Source organism: Sphingobacterium puteale (assembly GCF_050986225.1).
Classification (GTDB): Bacteria; Bacteroidota; Bacteroidia; order Sphingobacteriales; family Sphingobacteriaceae; genus Sphingobacterium; species Sphingobacterium puteale.
Genome location: NZ_CP158959.1, coordinates 1027244 through 1040624, shown reverse-complemented (window position 1 = coordinate 1040624; position 13381 = coordinate 1027244). Strand labels below are relative to the sequence as shown.

General features: G+C 39.5%; 8 protein-coding genes. 6 read left to right on the top strand and 2 right to left on the bottom strand.

The window, feature by feature from the left end; genetic code table 11:
- The first annotated feature begins 13 nt into the window (after positions 1 to 13).
- The 4 genes from ABTV71_RS04280 (at position 14) to ABTV71_RS04265 (ending at position 7384) form a co-directional block, all read left to right on the top strand.
- A complete protein-coding gene (locus ABTV71_RS04280) occupies positions 14 to 1453 on the top strand; it encodes a SusD/RagB family nutrient-binding outer membrane lipoprotein (RefSeq protein ID WP_433902340.1) in 1440 nt (479 codons plus the stop codon).
- Between the two features lie 5 nt (positions 1454 to 1458).
- The gene (locus ABTV71_RS04275; RefSeq protein WP_433902339.1) at positions 1459 to 3924 is read left to right on the top strand and encodes a phosphocholine-specific phospholipase C; all 2466 of its coding nucleotides are present in this window, start codon (positions 1459 to 1461) and stop codon (positions 3922 to 3924) included.
- Positions 3925 to 4273: 349 nt separating this feature from the next.
- Positions 4274 to 4693: an HYC_CC_PP family protein gene (locus ABTV71_RS04270; RefSeq protein WP_433902338.1), complete on the top strand. Its 420-nt coding sequence runs from the start codon at positions 4274 to 4276 to the stop codon at positions 4691 to 4693.
- Between the two features lie 102 nt (positions 4694 to 4795).
- Positions 4796 to 7384: a TonB-dependent receptor domain-containing protein gene (locus tag ABTV71_RS04265; protein ID WP_433902337.1), complete on the top strand. Its 2589-nt coding sequence runs from the start codon at positions 4796 to 4798 to the stop codon at positions 7382 to 7384.
- A 38-nt stretch (positions 7385 to 7422) separates the two neighbouring features.
- Here the strand turns inward: ABTV71_RS04265 and ABTV71_RS04260 are convergent, their stop codons facing one another.
- Both ABTV71_RS04260 and ABTV71_RS04255 read right to left on the bottom strand, forming a co-directional pair.
- A complete protein-coding gene (locus ABTV71_RS04260; protein ID WP_433902336.1) occupies positions 7423 to 8004 on the bottom strand; it encodes a Maf family protein in 582 nt (193 codons plus the stop codon).
- A complete protein-coding gene (locus tag ABTV71_RS04255) occupies positions 8004 to 8522 on the bottom strand; it encodes a KdsC family phosphatase (RefSeq protein WP_121126221.1) in 519 nt (172 codons plus the stop codon). Before ABTV71_RS04255 ends, ABTV71_RS04260 begins: the two co-directional genes overlap by 1 nt.
- A 598-nt stretch (positions 8523 to 9120) precedes the next feature.
- On the opposite strand from ABTV71_RS04255, the gene ABTV71_RS04250 reads away from it, so the two are divergent.
- Complete coding sequence (locus tag ABTV71_RS04250) at positions 9121 to 12552, top strand: response regulator (protein ID WP_433902335.1); 3432 nt, start codon at positions 9121 to 9123, stop codon at positions 12550 to 12552.
- Positions 12540 to 13379 carry a CheR family methyltransferase gene (locus ABTV71_RS04245; RefSeq protein ID WP_245971405.1) on the top strand — a complete coding sequence of 280 codons (840 nt, stop codon included), beginning with the start codon at positions 12540 to 12542 and terminating at the stop codon, positions 13377 to 13379. The genes ABTV71_RS04250 and ABTV71_RS04245 overlap by 13 nt, the downstream gene beginning before the upstream one ends.
- Positions 13380 to 13381 lie beyond the last annotated feature (2 nt).

The following is a 13381-nucleotide window of genomic DNA, read 5'->3' as shown; positions in this document are numbered from 1 at the left end:
GCAAGAACTTATCATGAAAAAAACATATATATTATTGATCGTAAGTATACTCGCTTTGAGTATGGGTTGCAAAAAATTTGATTACTATCAAGATAACCCCAATAAACCAACCAAAGCTACGCCAGCTTTATTAATGAGCTATATCTGTCAGAATATCTTTAACAATAATCCCATCAGTGCCGCATATGCGTCAAGACACCTCACCTACTATGAGCGACCAAATGAATCCATTAATTACAATTGGAACAGAGGATCATTCAGTGGTTATGATGGCTTAAGACAGGTCCTTAAATTAGAAGAGCTCATTGCAGACAATAAAAATTTTAAAGGTCTTGTTCATCTGTTCCGCGCAATTTATTTCGCGCAAATGACCGAAACCTTTGGTGATATCCCCTATACAGATGCTCTTCATGCTGAACAGGACGGTCGCACGCCAGTCTATGACAAACAAGAAGATATCTATGATGGATTATTGCAGGAACTGGAGGAAGCTAATTCCCTTTTGGATGCCGCTAATGGAAAAATAGATGGTGATATTATCTATGGCGGTGACGCCAATAAATGGAAAAAATTGGTAAATGCTTACAGACTACGTCTGCTGATTCATCTTTCAAAAAAAGAGGGGCAAACAAAAATTGCTATTAAGCAACAGTTTCAATCTATAGTCAGCAATCCGACAAAATATCCATTAATGGCGAATATTACTGACAATGCTCAACTTGTATTCAATACTTCCGATCCTTCAAATTATTACCCCACTGCCGGACACCTAAGTGTTTCAACTTTAGTATCCCTTGAGCAATCTTTTGTAGAAATGCTGCAAAAAAGAGAAGACCCACGCTTATTCTCTTTTGGAGACCCAATTGCTGGAAAAACAGCAGGAATTTTCTCAAATTACAAAGGGGTAGATGCTGGCCTCTCTCCTGCTGACCAACAGGCCAGTGCCGCACAATCTTCACTAATTGCCAGAAGATTTGTCGATCTTCGTAATCCAGTGAATGAACCGATGATCTTTTTAAGTTACGCTGAACAAGAATTTCTAATTGCTGAAGCAATTCAACGGGGTTGGATCTCTGGTGATATGAACGACCATTATCAAAAAGGAATAACTGCATCAATGGCTTTCTATAAAATTACAGGAACAATCGTTTCAGATTACTTAAATAAAGATCTTGTCAAGTTAGCAACAGGTGATCCGCTAACAAAAATATTAACACAGAAATATATAGCCTTCTATATGAATTCCGGTTGGGAACCTTTTTTTGAACAACGACGCACTGGTATTCCGGTATTACGAGTTGGCCCGGGAACATTAAATGGCGGGAAAATACCTAAACGCTGGCAATATCCACTTGCTGAATCCCAATATAATGAGACCAACCTGGATGCAGCTGTAAAACGACAGTTCACTGAGGGAGACAATGTAAATGCCACGATGTGGTTAATTAAATAAAAAACATGGACACACGAAGAGATTTTTTAAAAAAGGCGGCCATGCTCGCGGGAGGCGCATCCCTTTCTCAGGTTATTCCATCGGCTATTGCAAAAGCAATGGCCATCAATCCTGCGGTGGGCAGTACCTTCTATGATGCCGAACATGTGGTATTACTCATGCAGGAAAATAGATCTTTTGATCACGCTTTTGGCACATTACGAGGCGTGAGGGGCTTCAATGATCCACGGGCGATCCGTCAGCCAAACAGCCACAAAGTATGGTTACAGACGCAAAAAACAGGCGAAACTTATGCCCCATTCCGATTAGACATTAAGGATTCAAAAATTACCTGGATGGGCTGTTTGCCTCATAATTGGACCGACCAGACCGATGCCCGAAACAAAGGAAAGATGGACAAATGGCTAGACGTCAAACATTCGGGATTTAAAGAATTCGCAGACCTTCCATTGACCATGGGACATTATACCCGGGAGGATATTCCATTCTATTATTCACTGGCGGATTCTTTTACCATCTGTGATCAACATTTCTGTTCGAGTATTACAGGTACAAACCCCAATAGACTCTATTTTTGGACAGCTAATATTCGCGAAAATTTAAATGGAAAGGCATTGGTTTGGAACGGTGATTCAGAATTCAGTGGTAAAGCAAACTGGAAAACCTTCCCAGAACGTCTTTCAGAACTTGGCGTAGACTGGAAAATATACCAAAATGAGATTTCTTCAAGCAGTGCCGGATACAGTGGCGAAGCCAACGGTTGGTTGGCAAATTTTGGATGTAATCCCATGGAATATTTCCCCCAATATCAGGTGAAATATAGTCCGCGTTATAGAGAACTACTTGCTCGGAAAAAAGAAGAACTGGAACAGAAGATAGCCGCAACGACAAGTAAAGATAAACTTGACAAGCTGCATCAGGACCTTAAAAATGTGCAGGAAGAGCAGCAACAATATACCGCAGAAAATTTTGAAAAACTTGATGAACGTACAAAAGAGATCCATCGTCGGGCATTTGTGAATAATAGTGCACAAGCGGATTACATGGAGCTTGAAACGATGCAGTATCAGGAAGGTGACCATCAGCGGGAGCTGCAAATCCCAAAAGGCGATGTCCTGTATCAATTTAGAAAAGATGTTGAGGAAGGTAAACTTCCTACCGTCTCCTGGCTTGCGCCGCCGCAGCTTTTCTCAGACCATCCTGATTCGCCTTGGTTTGGGGCTTGGTATGTGAGTGAAATTATGGATATCCTCACACAAAATCCAGAAGTCTGGAAAAAGACAATCTTTATTCTTACCTATGATGAGAATGACGGTTATTTTGATCACTTCGCCCCTTTTACGGCACCTAATCCCTACGAAGCCGATAGCGGTAAGGTATCCACTGGCATAGATCCCAAATTGGAGTTTGTCCGTCGTGATGAACAGTATTATCCAGAAAGTGGAAGAGAAAGTAATATAGGCCTCGGATATCGTGTCCCGCTGATCATTGCTTCCCCCTGGACAAGAGGTGGCTGGGTAAACTCACAGGTTTTTGACCATACCTCAAGTTTACAGTTTTTAGAGAAATTCATCAGCCACAAAGTCAACAAAGAAGTCAAAGAAACCAATATCAGCAGCTGGCGACGTACCGTCTGTGGAGATCTCACTTCTGTATTTAGGCCATATCATGGGGAGCTCATCAAAAAGCCATTGGTACTGCAACGTCAGCCATTTATCAAAGAGATCCATCAGGCAAAATTTAAAGGTCTGCCAATGGGATTCAAGGCATTAACTGCCGATGAGATCGAACAGATCGAGAAGGATCCTAGCCGCTCGCCTTATTTTCCAAAACAGGAAGAGGGACTTCGCGACTCCTGTACATTACCCTATGAGCTTTATACCCATGGGGAATATCTATCCGGCGGAAAGTATCAGCTAACATTTGAAGCGTCCAATAAAATGTTTGGGACAGGTTCGGCGGGCGCTCCCTTTACAGTATATCATAGCATGCCCTATAAGGGAGAGATTGGCACTTCCCGCAACTACGCCGTAGCAGCAGGCGACAGCCTATCAGACAATTGGTCTATCAATGCATTTGACAACGGATTATTCCAGCTCGATATACATGGACCAAATGGGTTTTACCGGATGTTTAAAGGTGATGCCAAACACCCCAATATTAAAATCCGTTGTACTTACGAAAAAAGCAAAGATGAGAACTCTTTTACAGGCCGTCTTTTGTTTACATGTATAAATCAAGACAGTAGAAGTCATCAGCTCCTAGTGGAAGATGTCAGCTATGGACAGGCCAGAAAAGAAGTTCAGCTTAAAAGTGGTGTATCAACGACCATTCTGTTCGATCTTTCCAAACAAAGCTTTTGGTATGATTTCCGTATCAGCTGTAAAGATTACAGTGCATTCCAAGAGCAATATGCCGGTCGTATAGAAATTGGACAAAGCGGAAAAAGTGATCCGTTATTAAGCAGATAACAATAAATTGAAACGGGGTTATTTTCGAAAGGAGATAGCCCCGTCTATCCATGATTCTTGTAACAAGTGGTCAATACGTCTGAAATCTTTTATTTCCAAAAATCATCATTATACAAACCAACCTTTCGATATTACTCTTGTATACGACGAATAAGGTGGTAAAATCCTTTGTACAGTAAAACTGCACCAACAATCAAAAAAACAGCTAATAAATATAAACTGATGGAGTTAATAAATAGTAGACACATCATAACGGTAATTTTTGGTTTTTTATTTCTTATGTACAAGTTATAACATTTATCCAAAATATTACAAAAAAGAAATACAAATTTTCTCTACTTTTGTTGAGATGAGAAAAATTGCATTGTTTATCGGCTTATTTTTTTATTTGCTTGCGGCAAGTGGTGCAACTTTACATTTTCATTTTTGTCAGGGCGAGGCACAAAGTGTTTCATTAAGCCAAAATCACACAGCTCATTGTCCACTGTGTGCCAAGTCAGAAAAAAAGCAGCAAAATCACTGTCATCAAGAAGGCAGTTGCAAGGATGTCACTATTGCTGCCCAAAAAGTGGGTGATTTCAACCGATTATCTCAAACACTCGATTTCAATCATTTTTCTCCCGCGATCATTACACTTTACTGGATACATCATTATCACCAATTTTCTGCTGATGAGGACAGTTCATCCAAATTAAGTACAAACCAGAACAGCTTTTTCAACAGATACAGTCCTCCTGTATTTATTCTAAATCAGAGTTTCAGAATTTGATTTCATGGCTTTTTGATTTTTAATCAAAAAAATGTCGAAGATCTTACCTTCGACCTTACATGCTATACCCATTTTTTTTAGCCCGTACATGATCAAAAAACTATGAATCAAATTTTTAAAAAAATATATACGACTACCCTTTTATTGTTATTCTCTTTCGCAATTGTGAAGGCACAAAGCGATAGCACCCGCACGCTTACTGTGGCAGGAAACTGTGCGATGTGTAAAAAAAGGATCGAAACCGCCGCAAAAATACAAGGCGTTGAAAGCGCAACCTGGAATGCGGGCGACAATTTGCTACATCTGAAATACAATTCCCAAAAAGTGGAACTTGAAACCATCAAAAAGAATATCGCGCAAGTCGGGCACGATGTTGAGAATTTGGTTGCAAGTGAGGAATCCTATGCGAAACTCCATGAGTGCTGTATGTATCCACGGTTGGAAAATGGGAAAGTCCCGGAAAAGAAGGCGGTACCTACAACGGGCGAACCACATGATCATCCCCATACCGTCACAGGTGTTGTTGTCGAAGAAAATGAAAAAGGAGATCTAAAACCTATCGTTGGTGCCAATTTACATTGGGCGAATTTACCGACAAAAAATACCAGAAGTAATGAAAACGGTGTATTTAAGCTCGAGCACAAAGAGGGTTTTGACAAATTAGTCGTCAGTTATGTCGGGATGAAATCCGATACAATCACGATCAAAGACCTACATGAGGTCGTCATGATCACTGCGAAGGGAAATGTACTCATGGAAGTCGAAGTCAAAGGGACACGTCGGTCCAATTATATTGACCGGATGACACCAGCTCGACTGGAAGTTCTTACAGGCAAAGAGCTATTTAAAGCCGCCTGTTGTGATTTAAGTGAAAGCTTCGAAACCAACGCTTCAGTGGATGTTATTAGTGCAGACGCCGTAACCGGCAGTAAACAGATTCAAATGCTGGGTCTTAGTGGTATATATACACAATTGACGGTAGAAAACCTTCCTGGACCACGTGGGCTGGCCTCCCCATTGGGACTTAATTCCATTGCTGGTACATGGATTGAATCCATTCAAATCGCCAAAGGAGTGGGATCTGTGGCTAATGGCTATGAAAGTATGGCCGGTCAAATCAATGTCGAGCTGAAAAAGCCACAAAATTCTGAAAGAATATTTTTCAATGCCTATGCAAATAACATGGGACGTACCGATGTAAATTTAAATCTATCTCAAAAAATAGGTCAACATTGGTCAACATCTGTGTTATTACACGACAACTTTATGTATAATAAATCCATGAACTTTAGCCACAATGGATTTAGAGATGTGCCCATTGGCAATCTTTTCTCCGGTGTGAACCGCTGGTTGTATGAGAACGGTAAAGGTCTGATGATTCAGTTTGGTGTCAAATATTTAAATGACGATCGTACTGGCGGACAAATAGATTTTGACAAAAAAACAGATAAGGGCACGACGAATCGTTATGGACTGGGATTCGACATCGAACGCGTTGAAGGATTTGCTAAAATCGGTTATGTTTTCCCAGAAAATAAACACCGAAGCATCGGTCTGCAATTGGCTGGTTCCAACTATAATCAAAAAAGTTATTTCGGCTTAAAAAATTACAACTCCGAACAGCAAAATGGTTATGCCAACCTATTATTTCAGGATATTATAGGTACCGTAGCCCATAAATATCGTGTGGGCGCCTCCATCAATTACGATAACTACGATGAATGGTATTTAACCGATCAAAATTTCAAACGTAAAGAAGTCGTTTCAGGTGCATTTGCAGAATATACCTTCAGTCCATCCGAAAAATTTGATGCGGTCGTCGGACTGCGTCAGGACTATAATTCATTATATGGCTGGTTCACTACACCACGGTTGAATTTACGCTATGCTCCTATTGCTGGAACGACATTCCGTGCAAGCTCAGGTAGAGGTCAACGCACCGCCAATATTTTTGCTGAAAACACGGCGGTTTTAGCAAGCAGCAGGAGATTGATCATTCAGTCTCAGGATATCTACAATAAAGCTTATGGTTTGCAACCAGAGGTATCCTGGAATACAGGGATCGCGGTAGACCAGAATATGCGCATCTTTGGAAGGGAAGCCTCCGCCTCCATTGAATTCTTTCATAACAGCTTTTCCAATCAGGTGGTGGTCGACTACGAAAATCCAAGAGAAATCAGTTTTTACAACTTAACCGGAAAATCATTCTCAAATAGTTTGCAGACAGAATTTCGATTTATGCCAGCGCCACATTTTGAAACACGATTGGCTTATCGGCTATTGGATGTGCAGACCGACTTTCAGAGCGGAAGAAAAACAAAACCATTGTTGGCAAAACACCGTGGTTTCGTCAACTTAGCCTATAATCATCATTCCGGATGGAGCTTAGATTATACCTTGAATGTGGTCGGACCGAAACGTATCCCTTCAACCATGGATAATCCAGTTGAATACCAGATGGCCTCCGAATCAAAAACGTACGCAACGATGAACGCACAGATCAGCAAAACTTTTGGAAAAGATAAAAACTTTACCGTATATGTCGGTGGTGAAAACCTGTCCAATTATTTCCAGAAAACACCCATCCTTGCGGCGGATCAACCTTTCGGAAATTATTTTGACACCTCCATGTTATGGGGACCTTTAACAGGACGCATGTTTTATACAGGCGTTCGATATTTCATAAAATAGAATCATTTTAACATAAAAAAAGCGGCGAGCCGCTTTTTTTATGTTAACCTCTTCAATTCTTGATATAATCGCGCCGTCGGAAGGCCAACGACATTATTATATTCGCCTTCGATCTTCTCGATAGCAATTAAGCCGATCCATTCTTGAATACCGTAAGATCCAGCTTTATCAAGCGGTGAAAAATGAGTAACATAATAATCAATTTCTTCTCGATCCAATACGTGGAAATACACTGTTGTCGTTTCGACAAAGGATTGCACGACACCATGCCAACGTATTGCTACCGCGGTAATGACCACATGTTTATTTCCGGATAGGTCTGCCAAAGTCTGCTTAGCTTCCGCTGCATTCTTCGGTTTCCCTAAAATCTCACCCTCGGCCGAAACAACAACGGTGTCAGCACAGATCACCAAGCCATCTGTTTTATCTGCAAAAGCCTGTACTTTTTGCAGTGCAATCTGACGAACAGCTTCACTGGCAGAAAGACTCGGATCGACATATTCATCCGTCTCCCGCACCTCTACTTCAAAGGTAATGCCCAGCCCAGATAAGAGCTGCTTGCGTCTTGGAGACTGGGATCCCAGGATAACCGTTTTGTTCTTTAAATTTTCTAACATCATTAAATACTTTTTATCGTTTCGTCCTCATACCAATTTCCCTGCACTTTAAGTACCTTTTCAATCAGTTCCCGTACAACCCCTCTTCCGCCATTGAAAGCCGAGATATAATGTGATATCTTCTTGATCTCTTCCACGGCATCTGCCGGCGACACAGCCAAACCAACAGATCGCATGCAACTAAAATCAGGGATATCATCACCAATATACATCAATTCATCAAGTCCCAGATGATAATCTTTAGCTAACACTTTCAATTTCGAAAGCTTATCTACGACTCGCGAGTGAATTTCTTTTACGCCCAATCCCTGTAAACGGCGCTCCACCCCTATGGATGCCCCGCCAGTGATGATAAAGATCGGATAACCTTTTTTAATGGCCAATTGTATGGCATAACCATCTTTTATATTAAAAGTTCGCAGCTGTTCCCCAGCTTCATTCACCTGTACAGTTCCATCTGTCAATACCCCATCCACATCCAATACAAATCCTTTTATTGTTTTAAATTCAGTCAATACCATTGAAATATATTTTTGTAAAAATAAAGCATTTCCGCTAAATATACGATTCCATACTCCCTCCTTATTTTCTCTGTTTATGCCATAAAATTATTCAGATAAGCCAAAATATCATTTGTATGTCACAACATAGTTGTATCAGCAACTTATTATAAAAAACATTTGGACGGAACCTGATATTTAGCGTATCTTTGTAGAAGATAATTAAAGGTTATCTCGCTATGAAAACACTAACAGCACTGTTCAAACAAACAATTTTGTTTAAAGCAGCATAAGATTAAAAAAACAATCAATTTAGTTTTTCACAGCAAAAAACACGGCAACTAATTTAGTTTGGTCGCCCTTAAAAAGTCTTTTCATAATTTAGGTTTATAATTGGTTAGTAACAAACCCTGGTGCCCATCATCAGGGTTTTGTTTTATTAGAACCTTTTATTTCCTTACGTACAGTATTGCATATTTTTGCTTTTTTGACTATTTTAGGAATAGCAAGTTTTTTTGTTATTTTACATACATCTTTTTTCCCCAGGTACCATCAGGAAACTACTGACAGAAAAATGAACGATAGTTGGGCGATCAAAATTCATTAAACTCATTCTCGCATGGAGCAAAAAAACTATAGAAAGCAAATTACCATAGGAGTGATAATTTCTTTTTCGCTTATCTTTATTTCCGCTCTATACTTTTTTATTTCTCTGCATCATATCGTCGATAACGAGCGTAATATTGTCCGGATCGCTGAAAATAAATTTAATGTGATCAATGAAGTCCGATCAAACATTGATGAAGTGAATGATGTTAAACTTCATTACTTCATAAAGGAAGATCCGGACTTATTTCTTCCTTATCGAAACGAACGAAAGCACATAGATGAATTACTGCGATCTATTGTTCGAGCCGATGAGCTCTATCCGGTCTCCCCACTAGCGATTGAAACACTTCGTAAAGAAATTGTACTTTTCTACGATTTCGAAAAAGATATAACCTATGCTAAACTGAACAATGGTTCGCTGCCATCTTATATCCAGGAACAGAAAACAGCGATCTTAAATCAAATAGATATGCTATCCAGAGATCTGCTTGATCAAAGGGCAAGTCGGCTGGAAAAATCCAGAAACAGTCTCCAATTGGCGCAGAACATTACCTATTTTTTCATTGCGATCGGCTTAAGCGGTTTTTTCTATATTCTAGCAAAATTTTCCGGTATTTCAAAAGTATTGAGAGCCACTGTCAAAGGTCAAAGAGAATCTAATAGTCGTCTTCAGCATTTACAGGATCAAACCAATAATGATAACTGGATTTTGAATGCCATCAACCATATAGATGAGCAGCTAAGGGGCGATTACAACGATAAAAAAATAGCTGAGATCAGTCTAAATGCGATTACCAACACAACGAAAGCGCTGGGAGGTACAGTCTATATTTTTGATGATAATTACCGGGAATATCAGTTATGTCATAAAATAGGAATCGCCGCGACACAGCAGATTAAAAAAAGTTTTAAAGAAGATGACGGTATTTTGGGGGAAGTAACAAACAAACATAATGTAGTTAAAATCAAGGATATCGACCATAATCATCTCGTTTTAGAAACTTCTTTATCCAAAAGAATAGAAACAGAAATCTACATTATTCCATTCACCTATGAAAATCACTGCGTTGGTTTAATGGAAATCTGTTGCCCGATCGTGCTGGAAAAAGAAGAACGGTTACGATTTAATTTCCTTGATAAAGTAAAAGGCAACATCGCGATCATCCTCAAAGTTGCGCAGACCCATGGCAAACTTGCCGATCTCTATGAAGAACTTCAGCAGCAAACGGAAGAACTTGAAGCTCAACAGGAAGAATTAAGAACCACAAACGAGGAGTTAGTCCATAAGACTCATTTGCTGGAAGCTTCCGAAGAAGAGCTCCGTGTACAACAGGAGGAACTCATCCAAACAAACAATGAGCTCGATGAGAAGGCGAAATTACTCTTCACTCAAAATGAAGATCTGGAAAAAGCAAGACAGGCCATTGCACAAAAAATTGAAGAAGTCGAATTATCAAGTAAGTACAAATCCGAATTCATGGCGAATATGAGTCATGAACTACGGACTCCACTGAATAGTATTCTTATACTTGCTAAATTGCTGCAGGACAACAAAAAGAAAAATCTGAATGACGACCAGATAAAATATGCTTCAGTGATCCACAGTGCAGGTACGGATTTACTCCACTTGATCAACGAGTTATTGGATTTGGCAAAAATAGAATCCGGAAAAGTTGAAGTCCAAAAGGAACGTATCAATACAAGCGATCTTGTCAATTACATAAATGATTTCTTCCACGATACCGCAGAATCCAAGATGATCAAATTTAACGTTGAAATTGATAGCAATGCTCCACAAGAATTTATTGGTGATGAACATCGCATACAACAGGTTCTAAAAAATTTGCTATCGAATGCGTTTAAATTTACGGGCGAAAATGGCACAGTATCGCTCAAGATCAATATAGAAAATGATAACATCTATTTTACGGTTAAGGATAACGGTATCGGCATCGCTCCGGAAAAACAAGAGCTCATCTTTGATGCATTTAAACAGGAGGACGGATCCACAAGCCGCAAATATGGCGGCACGGGGCTAGGCCTGTCCATATGTCGTGAGATTGCAAATCTATTGAAGGGAAAAATTACCCTAAACAGCAAAGTTGGTGAAGGCAGTACCTTTATTTTCAGCGTACCACTGGAGAAAGAAGCTGCAATTGAAAACATCCCAGAACTACCGGTTATTGAACAAAATAACGTACCATCCTATCCGCAATTAGAAAATATACCCCTCGAAAAAAATCGTCATACTGAAAATAGTAATAGAAACAATAAATTACTGATCATCGAAGACGACTTTATTTTTGCAGATATACTAAAAGATTATGCGATCCAAAATGGTTATGACCCCTATATCAGCTATGACGGACAAGATGGCCTTCATAAAGCGCAGAACTTAATCCCTGCTGCCATCATACTAGACATCATGCTGCCAAAAATGGACGGTTGGGAAGTGTTACGTAATCTCAAAAAAACAGATTCAACGAAGAATATCCCCGTACACATGATGTCAGCGGGAACTTTCCTGCATGATGAACCGATATCTGCGGGCGCTATCGGATTTATGTCCAAACCGGTTTCTGAAAACTCACTCGCGGAGACTTTTCAAAAAATTAAAGCGTCAACAAGCCATCCTATTAAGAAAATCCTATTGGTAGAAGATCAGGAAATTCAAAGTGATTTTATCAAGCAATCGCTCGAAGAACAAAATATTCAGATATTTCAGGCCTTCAATGCGCAACAGGCGCTCGATCTGCTGGACCAGGAAAAAGTATTTGACTGCATCATTATGGATCTAAATTTACCGGATAAATCAGGCATTGAACTGCTCAATGAGATCAAATCAAACAGCCAGTTTAAAGATTTACCGATTATTATCAACACAGCGATGGAGCTAAGTCCTGAACAAACCTCCGAGATTTTGCAGCATAGTCAGGCCATGGTGTTAAAATCAGCCAAATCCAATAATAGACTGATCGATGAAGTCAATTTATTCTTAAATAAAATCCGGAGCAGCAAAACGGAATACCTCACATTTAACAATAACGCGTCGGTGCTCGTGGAGAATAATCTGGCGGCTAAGACCATCTTGCTGGCAGACGATGATATGCGCAATATCTTTGCACTAAGTACCGCTTTCGAAAGCTATGATATGAAAATCGAGATTGCAAATAATGGTCAGGAGGCATTGGATATTCTAGCACGCAACGAGCATATTGATCTTGTTTTAATGGACATAATGATGCCGGTTATGGACGGATATGAAGCGATCGAAAAAATAAGGTCAAACAAGAAATTTTCAAATCTCCCTATTATCGCCGTGACAGCAAAGGCAATGAAAGGTGACCGGGAAAAGACAATTGCTGTAGGAGCAAACGATTATATTAGTAAACCCGTTGATGTGGATAAATTGATATCCTTAATGCGTGTATGGTTGAGTTAACTACTAAAGTAGCAGTAATGATCACTTTTGAAGAGTTGGAGGAAATTATTGATGTTGTCAAAAATCTTCACGGCTATGACGTGTCCGGATATACGAGAGCATCCCTCAAGCGGCGTGTCACCAGAATTATGGAGCTAAACAAACTGGACTTGGTCGAATTAAAATCCAAACTGATTAACCAGCCAGGATTTAGCACTCATTTTTTACAGGAAATTACAGTCAATGTGACTGAAATGTTCAGAGATCCGGAATTTTACAAAGCATTAAAAAACGAAGTATTTCCCTATCTGGCCACCTACCCTCATATTAAGCTGTGGAGTGCCGGTTGTTCCACGGGTGAAGAAGTTTACTCTTTGGCCATTTTACTAAAAGAAGCAGAGCTTTATCAACGTTCTTTTATCTATGGAACTGACATTAATACCAAAGTATTGGAGAAAGCCAAACGAGGCATTTATTCATTGGCAAAAGTGAAGGAATATTCTGAAAACTTTATTAAAACGGATCCCAAAAGCTCTTTATCCGAATATTATACAGCAATGTACAATGCGGCCACGATAAATAATAGTCTAAAAAAAAATGTGCTTTTTTCACAGCATAGCTTGGTTTCCGATCGGGAATTTAATGAATTTCAATTGATCACATGCCGTAATGTATTGATTTATTTTGACACAAACCTCCAGGAAATGGTATTGGATTTATTTTATAATTCACTTTGTCACCTTGGTTTCCTATGTCTAGGTTCAAAAGAATCATTAATTAACTATAAAAATGCAGCAAAATTCAAGGTTGTAAATAACAAACACAACATTTATCAAAAAATCGGTTAGGT